The organism is Rheinheimera texasensis (genome assembly GCF_964031785.1).
GTDB classification, from domain to species: domain Bacteria; phylum Pseudomonadota; class Gammaproteobacteria; order Enterobacterales; family Alteromonadaceae; genus Pararheinheimera; species Pararheinheimera texasensis_A.
This window is the reverse complement of the sequence record NZ_CAXIRE010000019.1, coordinates 639,579-666,000: the sequence shown is the minus strand read 5'-3', so window position 1 is coordinate 666,000 and position 26,422 is coordinate 639,579. Positions and strand designations below refer to the sequence as shown.

The following is a 26,422-nucleotide window of genomic DNA, read 5'->3' as shown; positions in this document are numbered from 1 at the left end:
CGGCATAGTTCACTCCGGATGTTGGTTTATTCATCCAGAGAAGTGTTACCTATGTCTTTGAACTAATGTGTCACCTATGAGTGTGAACCTTACCGTCGGCTTTTCTTTGGTTACTTTCTTTTGCTGAAACAAAAGAAAGTGACTCACCGTTAGGTGAACTCTTTGCTAGACGGACTTTCCGTCAAATCAAGAACATGGGTTAACGCCAATAAAGAAGGGGTCGCAGGGGCAATGCCCCTGCTAAACAAAAGCTTATGCCAGCCCTAAATCCCTCGTCATATTCTCATTGCGCTCGCGATGCACAATGACGTTGTCCTCGATACGAATACCACCAAACTGACGAAAGGCATCGACTTTGTGCCAATTGATGTATTTGCCTTGATCAGTGCCTTTCAGGTCCGCCAGCAGCGAATCGATAAAATACAGACCAGGTTCGATTGTAAAGACCTGACGCGGCTCGATTAAACGGGTGCAGCGCAGAAATGGGTGTTCTGCAGGTGCCGCGACGTGCGTGCCACGCTCATCCGCCATAAAGCCACCGACGTCATGCACCTGCAGGCCGAGGTGATGGCCGATGCCATGCGGATAGAAAGTCCGGCTGATGCCGGTTTCGACTATCGCTTGTGGCGACAGCTGCACAAAATCAAAGTCCGCCAGCACCTGCGCAATCAGTTCATGCGACTTTAAATGCACTTCCGTGTATTTAATGCCGGGTTTTAACGTATCCACTAACGCCAGCTGCACGGCATTCATGCTGGTGATTAAGGCCTGAAATTCGTCATCGCGTGCGCTGTAAGTGCGGGTGATATCCGCGGCGTAACCGTGGAAAGACGCGCCGGCGTCGATTAAAAACGCATGATGTTGTGCCGGCTTTTTCCGCTCCAGCACTGTGTAATGCAAAATAGCGGCGTTTTCATTCAGCGCAATGATGTTGCCATACGGCACTTCATTTTCGCCTTGTTGTACCGCTGCTAAATAAGCCAGCTGAATGTCAAATTCGCTGCCGCCACTGCGAAAACAGGCTTCAGCCGCGCGATGGCCTTGTACTGCGATGCGATTGGCTTCACGCATACAGGCGAGCTCATAATCGGTTTTGTAACCACGGAAATAATGCAGATAACTTAATACCCCTTCCGGATTGAGCTGGCTAAAACCGAGCGCCTGCGCCAGCTCCAGTTGCTCACCCAGATATGCCACATTGGCTTTGTCGTATGGCAATAAACTTTCTACTTTGGTCGGTTTATCAATCAGTTGAATATCAAAAAAGCCAGACCAGAAGTCATTTGGCGCATCCGGCACTTTGTGCCAGAAATCGACCGGCAGATAAAACACCAGTTTGGGTTTGTTCACACCATCGACAATCAGCCAGCAATGCGGGTTGTCCACCACCGGCAACCAGGCTTTGAATAGCGGATTAACCTTAAACGGATAATCCATATCGTCGAGGAACTGCCGTTTGGCCTGACCTGAGTGGATCACCAGCGCGTCCAGGCTCTCGCGCGCCAATACGGCTTTGGTGCGTTGTTGCAGTTCAAACAAATGGGCGGCGTACAGAGCCTGATATGCTGGGCGCATGAGTGTGTCCTGTGCTGATATTTTTCAGTAGCTTAACATAATTATGGTCTGGTCCGGCTTAACCGGTCTGGCCGACTTTCATCGTTGCCAGCGGCGCAAACACATCTTGTTCCTGATTCATCCGGATATTGTAAATCTGATAATAGGCCAGTACCGCTTTGACGTATTCGCGAGTTTCTTTAAACGGAATAGTCTCAATCCAGACATCCAGTTCCATCTCGCGGTTTTTCGGGATCCAGCGCTGCACATTGCTGTAACCGGCGTTATAGCTCGCCGTCGCAAATACCAGATTATTGTCATTGGCGCGCAGCAAATACCGCAGATAGTCGGTACCCATATCAATGTTGGTATTGGGATTATACAGCGCTTCCACTTTGACATTACGCCCGGCGATATGTTTGGCGGTGCGTGGCATGATTTGCATCAGACCATGGGCGCCTACCGGAGATTTTGCCGTCGGAATAAAAGTACTTTCCCGCCGGGTGATCGCCATGGCCCAGGCCGGATCAACATGCGCCGCTTTGGCATGTTTCTGAATTTCTTTGTTGTAGACCATCGGGAAACGCATCTCAACATCGTCCCAGTAACCGGCGTCCGCCAAGGCAAAAATCGCTCTGTCATACCAGCCATTGTCGTACGCCAGCTTGGCGGCGCTTAACTGCTGCTGCGGTGTACCGTATTTTTGCAAAAAGGTCAGTTCACGTTTAGCGGCATTGGGCCGGCCTAACTGTTCCCATTCCCGCATCCGCTGCATGCTGTCGCTGTTGCGAAAGGCCTGATATTGCTCTTTGCTGACCGGCACCGGTTTATGCGCCAGACTCGGTGGTAACCCCAATTTTGCCGCTGCCATAAAACCGTAATAACCGCGCGTCGCGGCCAGAGCTGTCAGTATTTGCTTGCTTTGCTCATGGTTGCCGCTTTGCTCGTAAGCGCGCGCCAGCCAATATTGCCAGCTGTCGTCCTTACGGGTGGCTTCCGGCAGCTCGTTCAGCACTTCGATGACGCGCGGCCATTGTTGCTGCCTTAGATACCAGGTAATTTGCCATTGCAGGAACAAATCGTCTTTCAGTTCGACCGGCACCATCGCCAGAAATTTTGCCGCGCGGCTGTCGTCTTTACTGGCGAGCGCGATAGCGAAATTGCGCGCCACATCAATACGTTGTGACTTGGTAAAATGCGGGTCCATTTCGTAACGTGCCCAAACCGCTAAAGCCTGATCCGGTTTTTTCCACACCAGCTTTTTCAGGCCGAAGGTCAGGATCTCGCGCTCCCACGGGTGTTTCAGTGGCAGGAATTTCTGCCGGCTGACTAAGGCCGGCTCTTCCAGTACTTGTTTCCATTTGTCGCCGAGGTACTGCAGTTTGGCCGGCATCAGCGTGCGCAGATACGGAATAATACGGTCATCGCCACCATCGGCGGCTTTGACTAAACGCGCCCACACCACTTCAGGTGTACGCTGACCGGCTTTTTGCCAGCGTTTAAACAGCGGGTCACATTCTTTGGGTAAAGATTCACCGTCCAGCCATAAATGCGTGACCTGAGGCCAGACTTGCGCCGGCGGTTCATTCAGCAGACGCAATTGCAGCGCCGTGCAGTCGAGCACTGTGTCAGTGCCCATTTGGTAGTGTTTCAGGAATGGCTGGGTCAGCTGCACTCCGGCCAGATACAACAGCCAGCGTTTTTTCAGCGGCCATTCCAGCGGTGTGCCTTTGTATTGTTGCAGGAATTTTTGCACCGCCTCAGTATTGCCTAAGGTGCGGCTGACATATTCCAGTTCAATATAAGGTTTCAGCGGATACGCATGTAAATCGCGCAGCATTTTTTCCGCCTGCGCCAGCGGCACTTTGTGAATTTTTTTCTCGGCCTGCAGAAAACGTTCGCGCAATACGGCGTCTGACGGCGCGGCCAATGCGGGGGCCAACACAGCACCGCACCACAAAACCACCACTGCCAACCCGGACTTCAATTGCCCCATGTTTCGAAAATCCACCTATAGTTAGTTGGTTGTCGCCGGCCGATTCAAACGCTCGTTTAAATAACGGTTGAATTTTTTCCTGAACCGCGACACACTGCTTGCGCACAAGACTCATCTGACCTGTTGCGACGATCTCAAAAAAGTATCTGTCACCTACGCGACGAAGGAGAACATCCATGATCTACCAGAGTTCCAGCATTACCGTGCAATACATTGCTGACGGTATTGCCGAGTTTACCTTTAACGCGGCCGGCTCGGTCAATAAATTCGACCAGCAGACGCTGGCGGACTGCCGTGCGGCCCTCGACCTTCTGCATAAAGACAGCGCCTTAAAAGGCCTGATTTACAGCAGCGGCAAAGACGCCTTTATTGTCGGCGCTGATATCACTGAATTCCTTGGCACCTTCCAACAAGCAGAAGAACAACTGGTGCCCTGGATTAAACAAGCGTCAGATGTGTTTGACCTGGCGGAAGATTTACCGGTTCCAACCGTTTGCGCTATTAAAGGCTTTGCCTTAGGCGGCGGCTGTGAATGGACTTTAACCGCTGACTACCGTGTTGCTGACACTACCACCAAAATCGGTTTGCCGGAAGTGAAGCTGGGCCTGATGCCAGGCTTTGGCGGCACGGCCCGTCTGCCGCGCATCGTCGGTGCCGACACCGCGATGGAGTGGATCACCACCGGCAAAGAGCGCGGTGCTGAACAAGCGTTAAAAGAAGGTGCAGTCGACGCTGTCGTCGCGCCGGACAAGTTAAAAGCCGCAGCGCTGTCGATGGTACAAGACGCCATCGCCGGCAAACTGAACTGGCGCAAAAAGCGTCAGGCCAAATTAGAGCCGCTGAAACTAAATAAAACTGAAGCCATCATGAGCTTCAGTACCGCCAAAGGCATGGTCTTTGCCCAAGCCGGCAAACACTACCCGGCACCAATGCTGGCGGTAGAAACGATTGAAAAAGCCGCCCGCCTCGACCGCGCCGGCGCTGTGGCGCTGGAAAATGCCGGTTTTGCCAAGCTGGCAAAAACCACAGCAGCCACTGCACAAATTGGTTTATTCCTGAACGACCAGCTGATTAAAGCCAAAGCCAAACAAGCGGCCAAAACTGCGAAAAAAGCCATCAATAAAGCGGCAGTACTGGGTGCCGGCATTATGGGCGGTGGCATTTGTTATCAAAGCGCGTCCAAAGGCGTGCCGGTCGTGATGAAAGACATCAACGACAAAGCGCTGGAACTCGGCATGGGCGAAGCCATTAAGCTGCTCGGCAAGCAAGTGGAGCGGAAAAAGCTCGATGCTGCCGGCATGGCCAAAGTCGTCGCTTCAATTCAGCCAACGCTGTCGCTGGAACCGGTCAAAACTGTCGATATCGTCGTTGAAGCCGTGGTGGAAAACCCGAAAATCAAAGGCGCAGTGCTGAAAGAAATCGAAACTGTAGTGGCAGCTGATGCCATTATCACGTCGAACACCTCCACTATTTCGATCAACGCGCTGGCGGCGAATCTGAACGACCCAAGCCGGTTCTGTGGTATGCACTTCTTTAACCCGGTGCATCAGATGCCACTGGTCGAAGTCATTCGTGGCCAAAACACCTCAGATGAAACTGTGGCGGCTGTCGTCGCTTACGCCGCCAAAATGGGCAAATCGCCGATTGTGGTCAACGATTGTCCTGGTTTCTACGTCAATCGCGTGTTGTTCCCGTATTTTGCCGGTTTCTCAAAATTACTGCTTGATGGCGCCAGTTTCGCGCAAATCGACAAAGTGATGGAAAAACAATTCGGCTGGCCGATGGGCCCGGCCTATCTGCTGGACGTGGTGGGCCTCGATACCGCGCATCACTGTACCGACGTGATGGCTGACGGCTTCCCGACCCGGATGGCGAAACTCGCCAACGACCCGGTCAGCGTGATGTATGCCGCTAACCGTTATGGCCAGAAAAATGGTCTGGGCTTCTATGCGTACAGCAAAGACGCCAAAGGCAAACCGAAAAAAGACCTGGACCCGGCTTCCACTGCGCTGCTGGCCAGTGTTGCAGCCGCGCCGCGTGAATTCAGCGCCGATGAAATCATCGCCCGCACCATGATCCCGATGATTAACGAAGCCATCCGTTGTCTGGAAGAAGGTATTGTGGCGACTGCAGCCGAAGCCGACATGGGCCTGATTTATGGCTTAGGTTTCCCGCCGTTCCGCGGTGGCCCACTGCGTTATGCCGATACCATGGGCCTCGCCAACTTCGTGGCACTGGCCGACCAATACGCCGACCTCGGTGAAATCTATCAGGTCACAGACAAAACCCGCGCCATGGCTCAAAGCGGCCAGGTGTTTTATCCGGTTTAATGGCGGAGAACTTAAAAATGAAACAAGCCGTTATTGTTGATTGTATTCGTACGCCGATGGGCCGCTCCAAGGCCGGCATTTTCCGTAACGTACGGGCAGAAGAACTGTCTGCTTATGTAATGCGTGGCATTCTGGAGCGCAATCCGGGCCTGCCACCGGAAGCCATTGACGACGTGATCTGGGGTTGTGTGCAGCAAACGCTGGAACAGGGTTTTAACGTGGCACGTAACGCCGCATTATTAGCCGGTATTCCGCATTCGGTGCCAGCGGTCACTGTGAACCGCCTCTGTGGCTCGTCAATGCAGGCGCTGCACGATGCTGTGCGCTCGATTCAGTGTGGCATGGGTGAAGTGTATTTAATCGGTGGTGTCGAGCATATGGGCCACGTGCCGATGACGCACGGCGTTGATTTCCATCCGGGCCTCGGTGTGTCTGTGGCGAAAGCCGCCGGCATGATGGGCTTAACCGCGGAGCTCTTGGGTAAAATGCATGGCATCAGCCGCCAGCAACAAGATGAGTTTGGCGCCCGTTCGCATCGTCTCGCGCATGAAGCCACGCTGCAAGGCCGTTTTAAAGCCGAAATTCTGCCGGTGCTTGGCCATGATGCCGACGGCGTGCTGAAGCAGTTTGATTATGACGAAGTGATCCGGCCGGAAACCACAGTCGAAAGCCTGGCCGCACTGCGCCCGGTGTTTGACCCGGCCAACGGTACTGTTACCGCCGGTACTTCTTCGGCACTGTCGGATGGCGCTTCGGCTATGCTGGTAATGAGTGAAGACAAAGCCAAAGCTTTAGGCCTTAAAATCCGCGCCCGCGTCATTGGTATGGGTGTGGCCGGTTGTGACCCGTCGATCATGGGTTATGGCCCGGTGCCGGCGTCGAAAAAAGCGTTAAAAGCCGCTGGCCTCGACATCAGCCAAATTGACTTCTTTGAGCTGAACGAAGCTTTTGCTGCGCAGGCGCTGCCGGTGATGAAAGACTTAGGTCTGCTTGAAGTGATGGACACTAAAGTGAACCTCAATGGCGGTGCTATTGCACTGGGCCACCCATTGGGCTGTTCCGGCTCACGCATTTCCACCACGCTGATTAACGTGCTGGAAAGCAAAGACGCCCGCTATGGCCTCGCAACTATGTGTATTGGTCTGGGTCAGGGTATCGCCACTGTGTTTGAGCGCGTCGAATAACACCTGCATCGGTATTGGCTTAAAGGCAGCTACGGCTGCCTTTATTTTTGTCCGGGCTGATATTTGAAATCAGCCGGCCGCGCCGTTACGATACCGCTTTTGGACCTGAACCGGAGTTTTGCTGATGTCCCCTGCTGCTGATTTGTTTGCCGATGCTGACCAGCAACTCGACGCTTTGGGCCTGCGTTGCCCTGAACCTGTGATGATGACCCGACTGACTATCCGTAAAATGCAGGCCGGTGAAACTTTGCTGATCATTGCCGACGACCCGGCCACCACCCGCGATATTCCGGCGTTCTGCCGTTTTATGGATCACGAATTAATTGCCAGTGATACCAGTACCTTGCCTTATCGTTATCTGCTGAAAAAAAACACAGCCTGACATTGTGTTTTCCTGCCGCTTGACTCAATACTGGGGCATTCTCAGCGGAAGGAAACTGCATGGTGCCTATTTCCCGCGCCGGTCTGGCCGAAGCCTTGTCTGTTGAACAGAATCGTCGTCGCTACATTCTGTTGTTTGTCAGCTACATCACCTCGGCCATTATGCTGGTGCTGGGCTTACGGCATTTGTTCAGCGAAGACTACCTGCTGCAATTTATTCTGTTTGGCTGCGCCTTTAGTTTTTTACTCAATGCCGCCTGGTTTCATGCCAGTCAACAGCTGGAAACGGCTTGTCTGATTGAAGGTATCTTGGTGTCCGCCTTTGTAGTTGGGCTGGTGGTCCACGGCGGTTTTGAACAGACGGCGCTGTTTTGGGTATTTCCGTTCCCGCCGATTTTATACGGTTTATTGGGCCGCAAACGCGGCACTATCCTGAATCTGACCTTGCTGGCGATTTTGGCGTTAGTGCTTTATGGCCCGGCATTGGGACAGGCACAATACCGGGTGGCTGAAAGCAGCCGTTTTCTGGCGTCTTTGCTGACCTTGATCCTGGCCTGCGGCATTAACGAACATTTCCGCGAGCGCAGCCACCACAGTATGGATTTACTGCAGCGCAGCAAAGACAATCAGGCCAATACCGATGCGCTGACGGGCCTCGCCAACCGGCGTTTTCTCGACCAGAGCATGCCGCAATATCTGCAGCAACAACCGGAATTGTTGTTGCCGATGGCGCTGATTCTGGTCGATTTGGACCACTTCAAACACATCAACGACAGCTTTGGTCATGCCGAAGGTGACAAAGTGCTGCAGCAAATCGCCAGGTTGTTTCGCGGCAAATTACGCCAGCCCGATATCGCCTGCCGGTATGGGGGTGAAGAATTTTTATTGCTGTTGCCGCATACGCAGCTGACTGATGCCGCCCGGGTCGCGGAAAAAATCCGCCATGCGGTGGCGCAGCAACGCTTTTTGCCGCAACACCCGGAGCTGGTGATCACCTGTAGTTTTGGCGTGGCCGTGCTAAGCAGCAGCCACGATTTTGACGAAGCCTTACGTCAGGCCGACCAACTGCTGTATCAGGCCAAAGCAGACGGCCGCAATCTGGTGCGTTGCTAAATGGCGCCCTTACAACGCTGTCTGGCGAAAACGATGCTGAAAACTGCGGCTGACCGGTAACGGCTCTGGCACGCCATGCAGATAAGCCCACATTTGTTCGGCATCACCGGTGCGCACATGGTCGAGCTGAGCCACGTTGATAATCAGGCTGCGGTGAATTTGCCAGAATAAGGCCGGGTCGAGCTGACGCAGCAGCAGGTGCATCGGCTGACGTAATAACGCCGTCCGGTCCGCCAGCACTACTTCGATATAACGGCCGCAGGCACGGAAATAACGAATTTGATCAACAGGTTGCAGCCAGATTTTATAGCCGGTCTGTAACTTCAGCCGCTGCACCGGCGCTTCGCTGGCCGTACTGGTCTGGGTCAGCTGCAACTGCTGCTGTAACCGACTGATGCATTGCTGCAACCGCGCATCTGAATAAGGCTTCAGCAGATAATCCACCGCGCCTTTATCAAAGGCTTTGACTGCGTATTGATCATAAGCCGTGACAAATACCAGCTGACAAGGTTGCACCGTCAGAAAGGCCACATCAATGCCGCTGAGCGCGCCCATCTGAATATCAAGGAAAGCCACGTCCGGCTGTAACTGCTCCATGGCCTGCAAAGCGCTGTGACCGTCGCGGCATAAGGCGACAATTTCCGCTTCCGGCCAGAATTTCTGTAATTTCAGCTGCAGGCTCTGCAGCAAAATTTCTTCGTCTTCAGCGATGAGGACCCTGACCACGCGCCACCTCCGCTGCTGTCATCACCCGCCAGGGGCACCGAACTGTGGCACAGGTTTGTTGGCCGACCTGCGTTTCCAGACAAAATTGTGCTTCAGCCCCATAAGCCGCCGCCAGCCGCGCCCGCAAATTACGCAGGCCGGTACCAGCCGTATGATGGCTCGGCTGCGCCGCGCTGTCACAGACCTGCAGCACCAGTTGCTGTTGTTCACGATATGCCCGCAGCGTCAAAAGGCCGGTGCCACTGGTTTTCTCCAGCCCGTGTTTAATGGCGTTTTCCACCAGCGACAATAACGCCATCGGCAACACCGCCACGTGGCGACACTCAGCATCGATCTCCAGCTGATACTGAAATCGGCCGGCAAAACGGATTTGCTGAATTTGCAGATAACGTTCAATGATGCCAAGCTCCGCCTCCAGCGCGATAAAGGTCTGGCGAAACTGCGGGATACTGTCACGTAAATACGCAGTCAGCTGCTCCAGCAATAATTTGGCTTTGGCCGGGTCCAGATCAATCAGATTGTGCAGATTGGCCAGCGTATTAAAGAAAAAATGCGGTTCGAGCTGCGCCTGTAACAGATGCAGCTCGGCCTCCAGCCGGTCTCGGGCGGCCGCTGTGGCGTCCACCGCCGCGGTCAGCGCTTGTAGTCTGGGGCTGATCACCCGCTGTTTCAGATAAAACGCCAGCAATAACAACCAGCTGGCCGACACCATAAAGTTCAGCATGTACAACAGGCCTTCGGCGACTTTATCGCGCTGATACCAGTCAAACACCCCGGCACAAAGCACAAAAGCCAGCAGATAAGTGCCCAGCACCAGACAGAGCAGGCGGCGGCCGGACACACTGGCCGTCTGTGGCTCCATCAGTAGCAGATACAGGCCCAACATGCTCAACGTGAGGCTGTTGTACAACAGCGCATATTCGCGCCAGTGCAGCAGCAACACGGCCATATCCCCAGCCTGATGGTTAGTCGTGGCCAGGCTGTTGAGCAGCGCACAGACAGTGTTAAAACCGCAGATCAGCAGCAGGTCACTGAGCCGCACCAGCTGCAGGCGCTGCCGCAACGCCTGCAGCCATGGGATATTGGTCAGGGTGGCCGTGGTCATCGGCCACCTCCGGCGCTGTGGCGCCATTGCTGCTTAGAACTGATAGCTAAATTGCAACGCATAATAACGTCCAATGGTATCAAACAGACCTGCAGTGTACCCCATTTCCCAGCTGGCGCCGCCGGTACTGGCCCCCGGCACTTGTGGCGTGCCGCGGTCAGTCAGATTCGACACCAGCAGGTCTATGCTGGCCGCATCACTGATGGCGTAACTGACGCCGGCATCGAGATACCACAAAGCATCAGTCTGCGACACCTGATACTCCTCGGCTTTGCGGCTTGGATTGGGTTGCTGCGCGCCAACATAATGCCCGGTCAGACGCAGCGATACCGGTGCCAAATCCAGCGTCAGCGTGTTCCGGCCGCGCCAGGTCGGATAGGCCATGCCGCCCAGCGTTTCCAGCACTTTGGCCGATGGATCGGACTGCAGCTTACGTTCCAGTAACCGGCCCCAATTGGCGGCAAACTTCAGCACGGCGCCTTGCGGTAAATAACTACTGCCAAGCGGCAACTGATAATCCAGCGCATAGTCCACCCCACGCGTGCTATGCCGCGCCAGATTTAAGTAACTCAGGTTCAGCTGCATATAACCGTCTTTGCGTTCAATCAACTGGCAGAACACGGAGTCGAGTGACGAACCGTCAATACAATTCGGATACACCTGGTCCCAGGGTAAAGTGCCGATTTTATCCTGCAGATTAATGTCCCAGAAATCGACGGTCAGATTGAGGTTCTCAGCAAACTGCGGCGACCAGACCAGTCCGCCGGTGAAGGTGTAAGCGCGCTCCACCTCCAGCGCCGGATTGCCCTGGGTCAGAATCAACGCGTCGTTGTAGTAATTCGGTGGGTTGCTCAGGCCGAGTTTGTTGCAGTTATCCTGACGGTACTGCGAGCCTTTATCCCGGTACGCGCTGTAACAAAGCTCGTAAACATAATTCCAGGCCTGGCTTTGTGGCTGGAAAATTTCATTGATATTCGGTGCCCGCACCGCTTTGGCGCGTGACGCGCGTAGCTTCAGGCCATCCACTGGTGTCCAGTCTATACCTGCAGTCCAGCTGTGATTGGTGCCGGCCAGATTATATTTGGCGGTGCGCCAGGCGGTATTGAGGTCCAGCTGTTGCGCTAAAGGTAAGTCGCTGAGTATTGGCACCCGCAGTTCGGCAAACAGTTCCGACACATGATAACGGCCGGTTTGCGGCAGGGCGCGGTAATTCATCGCGCCAATCCCGGCCAGCTGCACGCCGGATGGCGTGGAGTCGCTGCGCTCACGGCGGTGCTCAAGACCAGCGGCCAGCGCCACGTTACCGGCCGGCAAGCTGAATAAATCGCCGTCTAAGCTGGCACTCAGCACAGTTTGCGTCATTTTTTCCTGCGCGCGGTGTGGGTCCAGTTTCAGGTAACGAATGGCCTCTGCACTTAACGGCTGGAACACATTGATCGGTACACAACCGCTGCCGCAGACCCGGGTCTGGTAGGTTTCCGGATCGGTGTAACTGCCCCACACTGCTTTTTGCCAGTGTTCTTCGTTGTAATCATTGAGGATAGTATTGTCGAGTCGCGTCTCACCCTGTTGCGCAGACACTTGCCAGCGATAATCACCGGCCAGCGTGCCTTCCAGGCTCAGCACTGCCTGATACAAATCATAAGCATAATCGCTGCCCTGACGGCCCATTTCCGGGAAATGACCAGCGAAAAACAGCCCTTGCCCGGTGCGCGCCACTTCAGCTTTTTGTGCCACATTGTAAAACGCATAATCCGCAGGCAAACGGGTGACGCCATATTCGACCAGCGGCGCCACCCGGCTTTCGGAGTCGGTGTGCACATATTTAACATCGGCCGACATGATCAGGTCTGGCCGCACTTCTTGCTGATACAGCAAATTTGCGCTGAGTTTATCTTCAGGCACCGCCAGCCGCGCCCATTCGTAACGCGAATAAAACTGGCCATAATCATCGCGCAGGCCAATACCCGCCAGCGAATAACTGCTATCGTCGGCCACCCGCACGCCGTCAGGTAACATCGCCACCGAATTACCTTGAGCGTCCTGGCGGAAAATGCGGTCGCCCTGCAGGTAACTACGTTGGTTGCTGTTATACATCGAGACAAAACGGCCCAGCAGATACTTCCGGCTGGCGGTTTTATCCGGATTGGTCAGATAAGACAAATCATTGGCGACATAGTCGCGGTCGCGCCCTTCAATGGCTTTGCTGCTGTGATAACTCAGGTGATAGACCAGATTGCCATCCTCAATGTCCTGGCCATGTGTCAGGCTCAGATAAGCACGCTGACCATCACCGGCAGCAGCGCCTGAGTAGGAACTGGTCAGGCTGGTGCCGTGATATTGTTTTTTCAGGATGATGTTGACGACGCCGGACACCGCATCAGCGCCATAGATGGCAGAAGCACCGCCGGTCAGCACGTCGACCCGCTCAATTAAAGCGGTCGGAATGGACGACACATCGACAATACTGGTGCCCGGTATTGCCGGCACATGGCGTTTGCCATTAACCAGTACCAGCGTGCGGGTCGCGCCGAGGCCGCGTAAATCCTGCGTACTGGTGCCGGCGTAACCACCGGTATTTGACGTTTGCGGGCCGTTGGCCGGGATCATCGCTGGCAGCTGATTCAGCAACTGGTTGACGTTGACGGCACCGGATTTGACGATATCTTCGCTGCTGATACTGACCACTGGTGTATGGGTTTCCAAATCGGTGCGGCGAATACGGCTGCCGGTCACGGCGATCCGCTCCACGCCAGGCTTAGTCGCGTCGCTGGCTTGGGATGGATTTTGTGGTTGTGCCTGCAGCTGCGGCGACAGCGCGATCAGCAGCGTACAGAAAGCAAAACCCGGCGTTATGCCGGAGACAGAGGACTTTGACTGTTGCATGGGATGTTCCTGGAGTTGTTATTATCAGGCGCCGGGCAGAAACCCGGCACAGGCTGTTTTTTCAGCAACTCTGTGATAACAAAGGACCAGCAGACACAACAGCAGCAAGGACATGAACGGTGGTTTGCGGGGCATCAGCCGCGATGCCTTAGCCAGGACATCGCGGCGATAAGCAGATTTCAGCGCAGCGGTGACGCGTTGGCGGCACCACGGAACACTGCATTGATATAAAGCAGATGCATGCCGTCGACCGCAGCGCGGAAATTTGGCTCCTGGGTAAAGGCAATGATTTGACCACGCCCCAGCTCCTGCACCATCACCACGGCTTTATGGCCGATTTGCTGGCGGTTTTCGTCCCAGACAAAACCACCGGCCAGCACTTTATCGGCGCTGTCGAAAGTCACGACATTGCGGCCCTGGTCAATCGACAGCGGCGTGTAGATTTGATTGCCGACATAAATGGTTTTGACCTGCGGCGGCACCGCCGCGCTTAACCAGTGATTCTGGTCGACACGGGCATTGGCTAAAAAGCCCGGCACCCAGTCCGGGTCCGCCTGCCAGGGTTCCAGCAATTTCTGATAATCGGATTCGGCTTTTAGCACAGTGCCGGGTACTTGCGTGTCGTCCTGTGGTTTTTCGCGTTCGCTGGTTTTAAATTCCTGTTTGCTGGCCAGTAGCGGTTCTTTGCCCTGTAGCAGCCATTCATTAGCATTGCCAAGCGCAATCAGCACACCACCACGCTGGACAAACTGGCGCAGTAACTGCTGACCGCGTTCGCCCAAAGCGTTTTGGTAGCCGCTACGCGTCGACGGCAGAATGAGCACGTCATAACCCTGCAGCGCCGATTGCAGCATTTGCGCCGGCCGCAGCGCCGTCACCGGATAACCAACAAAACGCTCCAGCACAAAACGGGCACTGCCGGCGCTTAGCGGGTCAGTCGGCTCATCCCAGGCCATGGCAATCTTTACTTTAGGGATCAGCTTGACCTGATCTGAACCAAAATTTGGCCCGTCGGTTACCCAGCTGCTGTTGACGCCTTCCACCAAAGCACCGGAATTTGCCGCCAGCGCGCCAATTTTGTCGGCAAGACCAGGGTTATCGGCCTTGCTCAAAATCAGCGTGCCGGCCGGATATTGTTTGCCATTCTGGTGGGTGAAAGCCAGATCGGTACTTTTGACCTTAAACCCCTGCTGTAACGCCGCACTCATCAGCCGCGCCGCCGCCATGTCGCCCCAGGGTACCAGATAACCATAACTGGCGTCCGGTGTACTGACCTGGCCCGGCAAAATGGTTTCAGGGCCAACCAGCTGGCTTTGCACTTCCACCGCGTTGCTGCAACGGTTGACCTGCAGGTTATACATTTGTGGCAAGGACCAGGCGGTCACGTCATAAATCTGGTCCGGCAGATTATTGGCACGGCGCTCTTCCTGCTGTTTGATAAATTTTGCATCCATCGGCACAGTGTCATCCAGCACAGCGCGAATGAGCTGATAAGTCGGCTGCGCGGTATTGACCAGATAAGCGCCTTGTTGATACGACTGACCACAGGCGCGGAAGTCCTCTGTTGCCTGTTCCACTCGGATCCCATGCTGGCTTAACACGCCCATCAGCTTCTGATGACCGGCTTTGTCGCGACTGGCCGGGAAAATGTAACTGCCGATGCCGTCTCTGGTGCCCTGTTTCAGTGCCTGTTGCCGGTACTGATAAAAACGTTGCAGCAGCTCTTTGCGTTTAGTCGCTGCGGTTTCCAGTGTGGCGGTATAAGCAATAAAGTTACGCTGCACGCCGTCGGCAAAAGTCACCACAGAACCATCTTGTTTGCGATAAGCGTGACCCCGTGCCGAGCCCATCTCATAGGTCATCGCAATGCTGCCGTGATATAGCGGCCAGCTGGCGCCATAGCCCGGGAAAAACGCATCAAAAATTTCGCGGGTAAAGTAGTCATAACCAAGCGCGTCAAACTGTTTGGCATTGTTCTGACCGAACCACTGCAACGTTTCGCGTTGTGATGGCAGGATAAATGGATTGTAAGGTTCCGCTTCCGGGCTGAAGTAATAACTCTGGTCGCCACTCATCTCGTGTGAATCAACATACACCAGCGGAAACATCTGCTGCAGCGCCTTCACCCGTTGCTTAATTTCCGGTTGGGTCAGCGCCACCCAGTCGCGGTTCATATCAAACAGATAATGGTTGGTACGGCCATTGGGCCAGGGTTCGTTATGTTCGGCGGAAAAACGGTCGGCGGAATGCTCAAGGCCAGCGGTGGCGTAATAACGGCTGACAAAACGATGATGGCCGTCCGGGTTTTGCAGCGGTTCGATATACACCAGCGTGTTATCAAGGATTTGCGCCGCTTTGCCACTTTGTTCGGCGAGCAGGAAATACGCCAACGCCATCGCCGCATCGACCGGGCTGATTTCATTGCCATGTAAAGTGCTGGACACCCAGACACTGGACGGCAGCTGTTGCAGCAGTTGTTCGGCGCTATCCCCATTTAAGGTCCGAGGGTCAGCCAGACGACGCATATCGGCTTCGATTTGATCTAAGGCACTTAAATGCGCCGGCTTGCCAATCACCACATAAAACAGCGGCCGTCCCTGGGCACTTTTGCCATATTGCACCAGCTTCAGCCGGTCCGGTGCCGCCTGTTGCAGCTGGCGAAAATAATCCAGCACTGCGGCCGGTTCTGTGATGCGGCTGCCCAGCGCATAGCCCAGCGCCTGTTGCACCGTCGGCACAGCGCTGTTGTATTGGCTACCCGGAAAATACGGCAAGGTGGGCGTATTGTCGTTGGCAATTGCCTGTCCGGCGAACAATTGGCCAGCAAAGAGACATAAAACAGGGAGGATCCGGCGCATCAGCGAGAACTCAATCTGGTTAAAAAATACCAAGCTAAGGGGTCAGTGCTGCGCCGGCAAGCACCGCACAAAGTTTCTGCGACCAGCCGGAGTTTTGTTGCGATGGCGGTTTTGTCTTGCGATCAGTGAAGACGTGAATGGAGAACGCAGACTCGCCGTGAACCCATCCATGGGGGCTCCTCTGCGACATCCATGCCGCAGAGGGTCTGCTTATCCCCATCCACACTCTCACCTCACAGGCAACACGGGTCATGGCTTGCTTAAAACAACAGTTCTATTTTTCGTTGCCTAAAAAAATCCCCGCAACGCGGGGATTTTATAGATTGCATGTGAAATTAACGCTTATTGCAGCACAGCAATATCCGCCACCTGCAGGAACAATGCACGCAATTGCGCCAGCAATGCCTGACGGTTCAGGCGCACTTTGGCGTCATCGGCGTTGACCATCACCTGGTCGAAGAACTGATCGACGACGTCGCGCAGCTGCGCCAAGTGAGCAAGGCCTTCGCTGTAGCTGCTGAGGCTTTGCTGATAAGCCTGCTCTGCGACAATCGCCGTATACAGCGCTTTTTCGGCCGCTTCGGTTAATAACGCTGCATCGACAGTCGCCGGAATAGCTTCAGTCACTTTGGCCAGAATATTCGCCACGCGTTTGTTCGCCGCAGCCAGCGCCAGTGCAGCGTCCAGTTTACGGAACTCTGCTACGGCTTTGACACGACGGTCAAAGTCGGCCGGATTGGTTGGCCGACGCGCTAACACCGCCTGGATCACGTCGACGCCATAACCTTCGCCTTCATACCAGGCGCGGAAGCGGCCCAGCATAAAGTCCAGCACTTCATCAGCGACTTGCGCATTAGAAAGCTTGTCGCCAAAAGTGGTTTGGGCAAAGCCAATCACGTCGAGTAAATCCAGCGGCAGCTGTTTCTCAACCATAATGCGCAGCGCGCCAATGGCGGCACGACGCAGCGCAAACGGGTCTTTGTCGCCCTTCGGTGCCTGGCCGATACCAAAAATCCCGACTAACGAGTCAAGCTTGTCGGCAATAGCCACGGCGCAGCTGACTAACTGGCCCGGCAATGCATCACCGGCAAAACGTGGCATATATTGCTCGTTCAGCGCCAGCGCGACCGCTTCGGCTTCGCCGTCGATGCGCGCATAGTGCATGCCCATAATGCCCTGAGTTTCCGGGAATTCACCGACCATGTTGCTCATCAGGTCAGTTTTCGACAATAAACCCGCGCGTTTGGCGTGTTCAACATCAGCACCGATTTTGCCGGCAATGTAACCGGCCAGTTCGCTGATACGCTGTGATTTCTCCAGCAGCGTGCCGAGTTTTTGCTGGAACAACACAGTGCCGAGGCTTTCCAGCCGGTCGGCCAGTTTGGTCTTTTTATCCACACCAAAGAAGAACTGGGCGTCGGTTAAACGCGGCCGTACCACTTTTTCGTTACCCGAAATGATTTGTTGTGGGTCTTTGCTGGCGATGTTGGCAACAAAAATGAATTTATTCAAAAGCTTACCAGCTGCATCTTTCAGCGGGAAATACTTCTGGTTGTCTTTCATTGTCGACATCAGCGGCTCTGGCGGCACTTCAAGGAAACGCTCTTCAAAAGAACCGACCAGCACCACTGGCCACTCGACCAATGACGACACTTCTTCCAGCAGAGCATCGTCCATCTGGGCGATACCTTTTAAGCTTTCAGCAGTTTTCTCGACTTCAGCTTTGATAAAGGCTTTGCGTTTGTCGTAATCTGCCACGACATAAGCCTGTTCCAGCGTGGCCAAGTAAGCATCGGCATTAGCGATTTCGACTTTGCCCGGCGCATGGAAACGATGACCATGCGTGACGCGGCCAGCCGCTTTACCCAGAATGGTCGCCGGCACCACGTCGTTGCCATACAGCATGATGATGGTGTGCACCGGACGGATAAACTCAGCGTCATTGGCGCCCCAGCGCATTGGTTTGGCGATTGGCAGTTTTGCCAGTGCTGTAGCTACCACTTGTTCCAGCAGCGCGACTGTCGCCACACCTGTAACTTTGGCTTTGTGAATCAACCAGACGCCTTTATCTGTTTCCAGCCGCTCCGCTTCTGCCACTGTGATGCCATTCGACGCCGCCCAGGCTTGCGCTGCTTTGGTCGGCTCGCCATTGGCATCAAAAGCACCAGCGATAGCCGGGCCACGTTTTTCCACGACTTTATCGGCTTGTTGCGCCGCTAAAGCGTTGACGCGCACCGCCAGTCGGCGTGGCGCGGCGTACCATTGGCTGTCTGTGAAACTCAGACCTAATTTGGTCAGCTCATCCAGGATGTTTTGCTGCAACGCCGTTGCTAAGGTTTTTAACGACTTCGGTGGCAGCTCTTCAGTGCCAATCTCGACAAAAAAATCTTGTGCCACGATCAGGCCTCCTGCTTAGTGTTGCGGCATAACGGGAAGCCCAGCTTCTCCCGTGCGGCGTAATAAGCTTCCGCACAGGCTTTGGCCAGCGTGCGGACCCGCAGAATGTAACGCTGACGCTCAGTCACCGAAATGGCGTGACGGGCATCCAGCAGGTTAAAGGCGTGTGAGGCTTTCATCACTTTTTCATAGGCCGGCAGCGGCAGGCCCAGTTCAATCAGCTTGTGGCTTTCGGCTTCATGCTGATCAAAAGCGGCGAACAGCGCCGGTACATCAGCATGTTCGAAGTTATAAGTAGATTGCTCGACTTCGTTCTGGTGGAACACGTCGCCATAAGTGACGCGGCCCATTGGGCCATCGGTCCAGACCAAATCAAAAATACTGTCTACGCCCTGAATGTACATGGCGAGGCGCTCTAAACCGTAAGTGATTTCACCAGTGACCGGGCGGCACTCGAGGCCACCCACTTGCTGGAAGTAGGTGAACTGCGTCACTTCCATGCCATTCAGCCAGACTTCCCAGCCAAGGCCCCAGGCACCTAAAGTCGGCGATTCCCAGTTATCTTCAACAAAACGGATGTCGTGCACCAGTGTGTCGATACCGAGTTCACGCAGCGAGCCTAAATACAGCTCCTGAATGTCGGATGGTGACGGCTTCAGAATGACCTGGAATTGATAATAATGTTGCAACCGGTTTGGGTTTTCGCCGTAACGACCATCAGTCGGGCGACGGCATGGCTGCACGTAAGCGACGTTGCTTGGCTCCGGGCCCAGCGAACGTAAGAAGGTCATTGGGTGGAAAGTACCGGCACCCACTTCCATATCCAGCGGCTGCACAATCACACAGCCCTGACGCGCCCAATAATCCTGCAATGCCAGGATCAGGCCCTGAAAGGTTTTAATATCGTATTTGTGCATAGAAAGCGCACCTGCTCAGCTATTTCGGCAATAAAGACCGGAAAGTATACCGATTTGTGCGGCTTTTCTGTAGCGCAATGGCGCGGTTTTTCCGCGCTTTTTCTGATCAGGCCCCTCGCAAACGCAGGCTCCAGACAAAACAGCAAAAGAGCCGGCGGCCCCTTTGCTGTTTTGACTGTGAATCGCAGGTATTAATGCGTTGGTGAGACCTCCACCCGCTCAATGTCGCTGGACACCGGGTCCATCGCAAAATCGAGTTGTACTTTGGCTTGCTTCAGTCCGGTCGCGGATGGGCTATAGGCCCATTGCTGCAACGCGGTGACGGCTACTTTATCAAACACCTGCGCCGGCACAGATTTGATAATTTGCACATTCCGCACAGTACCATCAGGCTGAATATCAAACTCGGCCACGATATAACCCTCTGTTTTAGCTTGTGCTGCGGCGACAGGATATCGCGGCTCGACGCGCATAATTGGTTTCATGTCTGCAGCCGTGTCCGCCGCCTGTACTGGCTGTTGCAGCCATAACGTGGCACCGACTAAAGCTATCAGGGTCAGCGCCAGCGCTGTTTTGCTAAAACCCTGTTGGCGCTGTAACAATTGCAGCCGTTGTTGCATCATTTTTTTATCTCCATAGTGGTTTCTGAGCAGTTGCCAATGGGCAGTACTGCTTTGAGCATGGCTTTGTACATTACTTAGCAGCGCATAGCTGTAAGCAATCTTTTGCTGAGAACTGGCGGACGCTAATACCAATGCATCACAAGCCAGCTCCTGGTCTTGCCGGTAAGCGCGATAGGCCAACCAACATAAAGGGTGAAACCAGAACAACGTCAGTACCAGCAACGCCACCAGATTGACGTGCAGGTCACCACGGCGCCAATGCGTCAATTCATGCTGCAGGATTAACTGCTGTTGTTCGGGGTCAAAACGCTGTAGAAAGTCGACGGGAAGTAATACTGTGGGCTGTATGAAACCAGTCACATAAGGCCCTTCGAGTCCTTGACTTTGTTTGCAGTGCAGCGCAAAGCCGGGAGTCCTAACCACGGTAGCAGTCTTAAGCGCCTGGGTGATATCTCGTTGTTGCTGCCATACACCAAGCGCCATCACGCCGCCGCCCAATAGCCAGACGGTCAGCAACCCGGTCATCCAAATGCTGTCAGAGGGTAATTCCGTACTGATTTGTTGTATATCCAGCTGCACCCGATATACCGCAAAGTCGGTTGCTGGCATCCACTGCAGCGGTAACAGGGACCACAACAGCAGTAGCGGCACGGCCAGCCATAGACTGTATTGCAGGCGTGCTCCCAGGTAATGCAACAGCAGCGGCCTCAGGCTCAGCAAAACCATAAGCAGCAGTGTTAACGGCAGCGTTTGTGTCAGTAGCCAGTTCAGCATTATTTCTGCTCCTGTTCCCATTTTGCGATGAGCTGTTTGAGCTCGGCCACATCTTCAGCTTTTAGTTGCTGCTGCTCAGCAAAACCTGCCAGCAACGGCGCAATGCGACCAGATAACACCCGTTGGATAAAACTCTGGCTTTCCCGCAGCTGATACTCGGTTTGTTGCAGAACCGGGCTATATAAATAAGCGCGGCCATCTTTTTCAAAACTGACAGCGCCTTTGCCGACTAAGCGGTTCAACAAGGTTTTGACGGTCTTTTCGTGCCATTGACTGGCATCGGCCAATTGCTCCACCACCTGATTGGCGGTTTGTGGCGCTTGCTGCCACAGCACTTTCATCACTTCCAGTTCTGCCTGACTGATTTCTTTCATTGTTTGCCCCCGATAGTCCTGACCTTCGCCAGATTCTGCAGCATCGATTACGCTTGTAATATATTTACTATTACAGATGTAATCTTTGATATCAAGGCAAAGTTTGGCTTTTTTTTCAGCGTTTTTTTTCTGAGGCTTGGATCTGGTTTTTGCTTTGTGTTATCTTGCGCCGGTCATCAAAGCTGCCGGGGACGACCCCGGTCAGTCCATTCATTCAGGGACGGCCCTGCAAACCTGTATCAGGAGCCGTGCTTATGTCAGTCCCCTATTTTGCTTATCTGTGTTTAATTGCCGCTGCAGCCTTTGAAGTGCTGTGGGTATTGTGTGTGCGTTTGTCCGATGGGTTTACCAAGTTGCTGCCCGCAGGCCTTGCCGCGCTGTCGATGTTACTCAGTGTGCTGTTATTGGCCAAAGCCAGCCAGCAGCTACCGGTCGCGTTGGCCTACTGTGGCTGGGTCGGTCTCGGCGCAATAGGCAGTGCTTTGTTGCAGCAGTTCTACTTTCAGCAACCGCTGTCTCTCGCTGCCTGGTTCAGTCTGCTGCTGCTGTTGCTTGGCATTATCGGTCTGCAACTGACCTTAGCGCCCCAGCATTAGCGCTGTTGGCAGCACTCACCGATACTGGGTTTATTTGCTGCCGCAGCAAGACAATCGACCGCTTCTGGGTAATGCTTAGCAAGCGATTGATCTGAGGCTAAATGATGAACACGGCGAAGTTCCGGTATTATCTGCGATGGACTTTCGGCTGGCTGCTGTTGCAGCCAGTACTTTACCTGCCATCTACCAGCGAGGCTGCAGCCACAGAACCTGTGACTCTTGTCTATGCCAAGCCCATTCAGCAAGGCGACAGCAGCAAGTTGTACCAGGTCAGATTGTTGTCAGCGGCGCTGCAGCATGCCGGTATTGCACATCAGCTGGTTGAAGCGGAGGTACCGATGGTGCAGGACCGCTCTTTACGAACAGTCGCAGTTGAAAACGGGATTGACGTATTTTGGAGCGTCACCACTATAGAACGAGAACAGCTATTGACCCCAGTGCGATTTCCGATCGACAAAGGGTTATTCGGCTGGCGCTTGTTGCTACTGTCACCACAGACCGCAGCAAGGGCACCAGACTTTGATTCCCTGACAAACCTGAGGAAGCTGGTATTCACGCAGGGTCATGACTGGCCCGATACCGAGATTTTACGAGCCAACAAACTCAAGGTGCTGGTGTCAAATCAATACCACTCGATGTTTGAAATGCTGGCAACAAACCGGGTCGACGCTTTCCCCAGGTCCGTGCTGGAGATCTGGCGCGAACGAGCTGAGACCTCACAGCCGCTGCCGGTCGAACCGGCTGTTGTATTGCATTATCCCACAGCCCTTTACTACTTTTTCTCACCGCGCCAACAGCAGCTGGCGCAGCAGGTAGAACTGGGGCTGGAACGGATGTTGAAAAATGGTGAGTTTGAACGGATGTTTCAGCAAGAGTTCGCTGAGGCGCTGGCGCTGTCAAAGCTGGATAAACGCCAGGTGATTGAACTGAGGAACCCTTTGTTGCCGGCAGCAACCCCTTTGCAAAGGGCCGAGTTATGGTACCAACTGCCACACTAGTTAATTGCGGAGTTAAACCGGCAGCATAAACTGGTATATAAGACAGATATAAAAAAAGCAGACCGAAGTCTGCTTTTTGTCATTCTGGCGTTATTAAACGTCCAGGTTTGCCACCCGTAAGGCGTTCTCTTCAATGAAGGCACGACGTGGTTCTACCTCATCGCCCATCAGAGTATTAAACAGCTGGTCGGCGCCAATAGCGTCTTCGATAGTAACACGCAGCATACGGCGGGTATTTGGGTCCATCGTTGTTTCCCACAGCTGCTCTGGGTTCATTTCGCCCAGACCTTTATAGCGTTGGATATACAGACCTTTTTTCGATTCCGTGATCAGCCATTCCAATGCGTCAGAGAATTTCTCGACTGGCTTCACTTTTTCGCCGCGACGCACAAAACCACCTTCTTCAATCAGATCACGGATCGCATCACCAAGTGCAGCAATCCGGGTGTAATCGACTGAATTGATAAAGTCGTAGTGCAACACGTATTCGTTGTCGATACCATGCTGGCGGATGGTGATTTTTGGCAGTGTCAGATGACGTTCGCGGTCTTCGGCGACACCAAAGATGTAGCTGGAACCATCACCTTCCTGGTCTTGCAGACGTTTTGCTAACTGCGCGACCCAAGCCTCAACTTTAGCTGCATCTTTGCAAAGCTCAGCTGTAATACCTGGCACATAGATTAACTGAGTCAGCAAATTCTGCGGGATCTTGCGGCTCAGCCGTTCAATAGTCGCCATCCCTTTATGATACTGATTCACCAGAGCTTCTAGGCCGGCACCACTGATGCCGGGCGCCTCGGCGTTGACATGCAAAGATGCCTCATCCAGTGCCAGGGTCGTCAGATATTCAGTCATCGCCGAATCGTCTTTGATGTACTGCTCTTGCTTGCCTTTTTTCACTTTGTACAGCGGTGGCTGCGCAATGTAGATGTAACCGCGTTCGATCAATTCTGGCATTTGACGATAGAAGAAGGTCAACAGCAAGGTGCGAATGTGCGAGCCGTCGACGTCCGCATCGGTCATCAGAATGATGCTGTGATAACGCGTTTTATCTGGGTTGTACTCTTCGCGACCGATACCACAACCTAAAGCGGTGATCAGCGTGCCTACTTCCTGTGAGGAAATCATCTTGTCAAAACGGGCTTTTTCAACGTTGAGGATTTTACCTTTCAACGGCAGAATTGCCTGATTTTTGCGGTTGCGGCCCTGCTTGGCTGAGCCACCCGCAGAATCACCCTCGACCAGGTAGAGTTCAGATAACGCCGGATCTTTTTCCTGACAATCCGCTAATTTACCTGGTAAACCGGCGATATCTAATGCGCCTTTACGGCGTGTCATTTCACGGGCTTTACGCGCCGCTTCACGGGCACGGGCGGCATCGACAATTTTTGTAACGATGATTTTCGCATCGTTCGGGCTTTCCAGCAGGTACTCATTGAGTTTTTCATGCATGGTACTTTCAACGGCCGATTTCACTTCACTCGACACTAACTTGTCTTTGGTCTGTGAACTGAATTTCGGGTCCGGTACTTTGACCGAAATGACCGCAGTTAAACCTTCGCGTGCATCGTCACCGGTTGCCTGCACTTTCATTTTTTTAGCGTAACCTTCCGCCTCAATGTAAGTGTTTAGTACCCGGGTTAATGCCGAGCGGAAACCGGCTAAGTGTGTGCCACCGTCGCGCTGCGGAATATTATTGGTAAAGCAATAAATGCCTTCCTGAAATGAATCGTTCCACTGCATCGCGACTTCAACTGAAATACCGTCTTCACGTGTACTGCTGAAATAAAACGCTTTTGGGTGGATCGCAGTTTTAGTGCGGTTCAGGTATTGCACGAAGGCTTCAATACCGCCTTCATACTTAAAGTGATCAGACTTATCAGTCCGCTCGTCGGTCAGGATAATGCTAACACCAGAGTTCAGGAATGACAGTTCACGCAGGCGCTTCGCCAGAATATCGTAATGGAAATTGATGTCGGTGAAGATGGTATCGCTTGGCCAGAAACGAATTTCCGTGCCGGTACTGTCGGTTTCACCAATCACTTTTAATGGCTCGTCCGGTACACCCAAACGGTAGATTTGATTGTGAACCTGATTTTTCCGCCGAATCGTCAGCTCCAGCTTGTCTGACAGCGCGTTAACGACGGAGACACCTACACCGTGCAGACCGCCAGAAACTTTATAGGAGTTATCGTCAAACTTACCACCGGCGTGTAAAACGGTCATGATCACTTCGGCAGCCGACACGCCTTCTTCATGCATGTCGGTTGGAATGCCACGGCCGTTGTCGCGCACTGAAACAGAGTTATCACTGTGGATAGTGACAAAAACGTCACTACAATATCCTGCTAACGCTTCGTCGATTGAGTTGTCGACGACTTCAAACACCATGTGGTGTAAACCTGAGCCATCGTCGGTGTCCCCGATGTACATACCCGGTCTTTTGCGTACCGCATCCAAACCTTTCAGTACTTTAATACTCGAGGAATCGTAGTTATGTTCTTCGGCCATCTTTATCCGTCCGTTTAATCTGACCATGTTCCACGTGGAACATTGCCGCAGGCTGATTCAGCTGCGGCAATATTTGGTCAGGTTCAATTGCAGTGACAAACACCTGCGATTGAAGTTGAGCTAAAAAATTGAAAATCTGGCGTTTGGATTGGTCATCCAACTCAGACGCCAGATCATCGATTAACAACAAAGGCTGCTTATGGCCTCGTTTGGCAATGACGTTGCTTTGAGCAACCTTCAGCGCAAATAACAAAACTTTCAACTGGCCGCGGGATAACACTTCATCCACGAACTCACCAGCTATTTTGAGCCGCAGGTCAGCCTTTTGCGGCCCAAGCTGGCTATAACCAAACTTTAAATCAGTGGCAAAACTGTCTTGCAGTTGTTGCTGTAATTCTGCAGCATCCTGACGCCGGTATTGCCAACCTGCACTGAGTTCCAGTTGCAGATGTTGCAAACTCGGGACTTCGTTCGTCAGCTCTGTCAATTCCGCTGACAAGCTGTTGAGGTAGCAAAGTCTAAGTTGCTGCAGCTGCAATGCCAACTCAACAAACTGCTGATCCCAAAACTGATACTGCGGGCCATAGGCCTGCCTGCTCTTTAATAAAGCGTTGCGCTGTTTCAACACTTTATTAAAACGCAGCCATACATCATAAAAAGAAGGTTCCACGTGGAACAATCCCAAATCAAAAAACTGCCGGCGCTCTTTTGGACCACCGAAAAACAAGCGGAAGCTTTCAGGTTGCAGCAGCTGCACCGGTAATAAACTGGCGCAATCCGCTAAGCGCTGAACGGTTTCACCGTTTAGCCGAACTTGCCATTCGCCCTGCCGGTCGCGCTGCATGCCGAGGCCAACTTGTTGCATCGACCAATCCACCCGGGCGAACAAGGTATATTGATTCTGTTCATGCCGAATCACTTTATGTGGCTTGGCGGTACGAAAAGACCGCCCGTGTGCCAACAAATAAATCGCCTCAAGCAAACTGGTTTTGCCACTGCCGTTGGCACCGTATATCAGGTTCCATTGCGGATCAAACTCCAACTGCGCCTGCTGGATATTGCGAAATTCCAGCAGTTGCAATGACGCCAGCGCCATCGC

General features: G+C 53.5%; 18 protein-coding genes. 6 read left to right on the top strand and 12 right to left on the bottom strand.

Going from position 1 to position 26,422, the window contains the following annotated elements:
* Nucleotides 1-252: 252 nt before the first annotated feature.
* Nucleotides 253-1,575, bottom strand: coding sequence for a Xaa-Pro dipeptidase (gene pepQ / locus ABNT34_RS11415; protein WP_348731700.1), 1,323 nt, complete (start codon nt 1,573-1,575; stop codon nt 253-255).
* A gap of 58 nt (nt 1,576-1,633) precedes the next feature.
* Nucleotides 1,634-3,550 carry a transglycosylase SLT domain-containing protein gene (locus ABNT34_RS11410; RefSeq protein ID WP_348731698.1) on the bottom strand — a complete coding sequence of 639 codons (1,917 nt, stop codon included), beginning with the start codon at nt 3,548-3,550 and terminating at the stop codon, nt 1,634-1,636.
* A 176-nt stretch (nt 3,551-3,726) separates the two neighbouring features.
* Here ABNT34_RS11410 and fadB point away from each other — a divergent pair, with 176 nt between their 5' ends.
* The 4 genes from fadB to ABNT34_RS11390 all read left to right on the top strand — a co-directional run bounded on the left by fadB (nt 3,727) and on the right by ABNT34_RS11390 (nt 8,558).
* Entirely contained in the window at nt 3,727-5,880 is a 2,154-nt protein-coding gene (gene fadB / locus ABNT34_RS11405) for a fatty acid oxidation complex subunit alpha FadB (RefSeq protein WP_348731696.1), read from the top strand.
* A 17-nt stretch (nt 5,881-5,897) separates the two neighbouring features.
* Entirely contained in the window at nt 5,898-7,064 is a 1,167-nt protein-coding gene (fadA, locus tag ABNT34_RS11400; RefSeq protein ID WP_348731694.1) for an acetyl-CoA C-acyltransferase FadA, read from the top strand.
* 124 nt (nt 7,065-7,188) lie between these two features.
* Nucleotides 7,189-7,446: a sulfurtransferase TusA gene (gene tusA, locus ABNT34_RS11395; RefSeq protein WP_348731692.1), complete on the top strand. Its 258-nt coding sequence runs from the start codon at nt 7,189-7,191 to the stop codon at nt 7,444-7,446.
* A gap of 59 nt (nt 7,447-7,505) precedes the next feature.
* Nucleotides 7,506-8,558: a GGDEF domain-containing protein gene (locus ABNT34_RS11390; RefSeq protein ID WP_348731690.1), complete on the top strand. Its 1,053-nt coding sequence runs from the start codon at nt 7,506-7,508 to the stop codon at nt 8,556-8,558.
* 9 nt (nt 8,559-8,567) lie between these two features.
* On the opposite strand, the gene ABNT34_RS11385 is transcribed toward ABNT34_RS11390, so the two are convergent.
* The 8 genes from ABNT34_RS11385 to ABNT34_RS11350 all read right to left on the bottom strand — a co-directional run bounded on the left by ABNT34_RS11385 (nt 8,568) and on the right by ABNT34_RS11350 (nt 21,218).
* On the bottom strand, nt 8,568-9,284 hold the full coding sequence (locus ABNT34_RS11385; protein WP_348731689.1) for a LytTR family DNA-binding domain-containing protein: 717 nt from the start codon (nt 9,282-9,284) through the stop codon (nt 8,568-8,570).
* Nucleotides 9,262-10,389 carry a histidine kinase gene (locus tag ABNT34_RS11380; RefSeq protein WP_348731687.1) on the bottom strand — a complete coding sequence of 376 codons (1,128 nt, stop codon included), beginning with the start codon at nt 10,387-10,389 and terminating at the stop codon, nt 9,262-9,264. The genes ABNT34_RS11385 and ABNT34_RS11380 overlap by 23 nt, the downstream gene beginning before the upstream one ends.
* A 33-nt stretch (nt 10,390-10,422) precedes the next feature.
* Nucleotides 10,423-13,275 carry a TonB-dependent receptor gene (locus tag ABNT34_RS11375; RefSeq protein WP_348731685.1) on the bottom strand — a complete coding sequence of 951 codons (2,853 nt, stop codon included), beginning with the start codon at nt 13,273-13,275 and terminating at the stop codon, nt 10,423-10,425.
* Nucleotides 13,276-13,454: 179 nt separating this feature from the next.
* Nucleotides 13,455-16,133 carry a M14 family zinc carboxypeptidase gene (locus ABNT34_RS11370; protein ID WP_348731683.1) on the bottom strand — a complete coding sequence of 893 codons (2,679 nt, stop codon included), beginning with the start codon at nt 16,131-16,133 and terminating at the stop codon, nt 13,455-13,457.
* A 342-nt stretch (nt 16,134-16,475) separates the two neighbouring features.
* A complete protein-coding gene (gene glyS / locus ABNT34_RS11365; protein WP_348731681.1) occupies nt 16,476-18,530 on the bottom strand; it encodes a glycine--tRNA ligase subunit beta in 2,055 nt (684 codons plus the stop codon).
* A 2-nt stretch (nt 18,531-18,532) separates the two neighbouring features.
* Nucleotides 18,533-19,447 carry a glycine--tRNA ligase subunit alpha gene (glyQ, locus tag ABNT34_RS11360; protein ID WP_031567959.1) on the bottom strand — a complete coding sequence of 305 codons (915 nt, stop codon included), beginning with the start codon at nt 19,445-19,447 and terminating at the stop codon, nt 18,533-18,535.
* Nucleotides 19,448-19,638: 191 nt separating this feature from the next.
* Entirely contained in the window at nt 19,639-20,844 is a 1,206-nt protein-coding gene (locus ABNT34_RS11355) for a M56 family metallopeptidase (protein ID WP_348731679.1), read from the bottom strand.
* Nucleotides 20,844-21,218, bottom strand: a complete 375-nt coding sequence (locus ABNT34_RS11350) for a BlaI/MecI/CopY family transcriptional regulator (RefSeq protein WP_348731677.1) — start codon at nt 21,216-21,218, stop codon at nt 20,844-20,846. Before ABNT34_RS11350 ends, ABNT34_RS11355 begins: the two co-directional genes overlap by 1 nt.
* Before the next feature lie 254 nt (nt 21,219-21,472).
* On the opposite strand from ABNT34_RS11350, the gene ABNT34_RS11345 reads away from it, so the two are divergent.
* Together ABNT34_RS11345 and ABNT34_RS11340 are read left to right on the top strand one after the other, a co-directional pair.
* Nucleotides 21,473-21,814 (top strand): SMR family transporter, encoded by a 342-nt coding sequence (locus tag ABNT34_RS11345; RefSeq protein WP_031567966.1) that lies wholly within the window; start codon nt 21,473-21,475, stop codon nt 21,812-21,814.
* A 101-nt stretch (nt 21,815-21,915) separates the two neighbouring features.
* Nucleotides 21,916-22,812: a hypothetical protein gene (locus ABNT34_RS11340; RefSeq protein WP_348731675.1), complete on the top strand. Its 897-nt coding sequence runs from the start codon at nt 21,916-21,918 to the stop codon at nt 22,810-22,812.
* A 93-nt stretch (nt 22,813-22,905) separates the two neighbouring features.
* Here ABNT34_RS11340 and gyrB read toward each other — a convergent pair whose 3' ends face one another.
* Together gyrB and recF are read right to left on the bottom strand one after the other, a co-directional pair.
* Entirely contained in the window at nt 22,906-25,323 is a 2,418-nt protein-coding gene (gene gyrB / locus ABNT34_RS11335) for a DNA topoisomerase (ATP-hydrolyzing) subunit B (RefSeq protein ID WP_348731673.1), read from the bottom strand.
* The gene (gene recF / locus ABNT34_RS11330) at nt 25,307-26,419 is read right to left on the bottom strand and encodes a DNA replication/repair protein RecF (protein WP_348731671.1); all 1,113 of its coding nucleotides are present in this window, start codon (nt 26,417-26,419) and stop codon (nt 25,307-25,309) included. The genes gyrB and recF overlap by 17 nt, the downstream gene beginning before the upstream one ends.
* Nucleotides 26,420-26,422: the final 3 nt, after the last annotated feature.

Coding starts and splice junctions, on each gene's coding strand:
- ABNT34_RS11370 (WP_348731683.1), bottom strand. CDS start 16,133: ATGCGCCGGATCCTCCCTGTTTTATGTCTCTTTGCTGGCCAATTGTTC.
- tusA (WP_348731692.1), top strand. CDS start 7,189: ATGTCCCCTGCTGCTGATTTGTTTGCCGATGCTGACCAGCAACTCGAC.
- ABNT34_RS11345 (WP_031567966.1), top strand. CDS start 21,473: ATGTCAGTCCCCTATTTTGCTTATCTGTGTTTAATTGCCGCTGCAGCC.
- recF (WP_348731671.1), bottom strand. CDS start 26,419: ATGGCGCTGGCGTCATTGCAACTGCTGGAATTTCGCAATATCCAGCAG.
- ABNT34_RS11410 (WP_348731698.1), bottom strand. CDS start 3,550: ATGGGGCAATTGAAGTCCGGGTTGGCAGTGGTGGTTTTGTGGTGCGGT.
- fadB (WP_348731696.1), top strand. CDS start 3,727: ATGATCTACCAGAGTTCCAGCATTACCGTGCAATACATTGCTGACGGT.
- ABNT34_RS11355 (WP_348731679.1), bottom strand. CDS start 20,844: ATGCTGAACTGGCTACTGACACAAACGCTGCCGTTAACACTGCTGCTT.
- ABNT34_RS11340 (WP_348731675.1), top strand. CDS start 21,916: ATGATGAACACGGCGAAGTTCCGGTATTATCTGCGATGGACTTTCGGC.
- pepQ (WP_348731700.1), bottom strand. CDS start 1,575: ATGCGCCCAGCATATCAGGCTCTGTACGCCGCCCATTTGTTTGAACTG.
- fadA (WP_348731694.1), top strand. CDS start 5,898: ATGAAACAAGCCGTTATTGTTGATTGTATTCGTACGCCGATGGGCCGC.
- ABNT34_RS11380 (WP_348731687.1), bottom strand. CDS start 10,389: ATGACCACGGCCACCCTGACCAATATCCCATGGCTGCAGGCGTTGCGG.
- ABNT34_RS11375 (WP_348731685.1), bottom strand. CDS start 13,275: ATGCAACAGTCAAAGTCCTCTGTCTCCGGCATAACGCCGGGTTTTGCT.
- glyQ (WP_031567959.1), bottom strand. CDS start 19,447: ATGCACAAATACGATATTAAAACCTTTCAGGGCCTGATCCTGGCATTG.
- ABNT34_RS11350 (WP_348731677.1), bottom strand. CDS start 21,218: ATGAAAGAAATCAGTCAGGCAGAACTGGAAGTGATGAAAGTGCTGTGG.
- ABNT34_RS11390 (WP_348731690.1), top strand. CDS start 7,506: ATGGTGCCTATTTCCCGCGCCGGTCTGGCCGAAGCCTTGTCTGTTGAA.
- gyrB (WP_348731673.1), bottom strand. CDS start 25,323: ATGGCCGAAGAACATAACTACGATTCCTCGAGTATTAAAGTACTGAAA.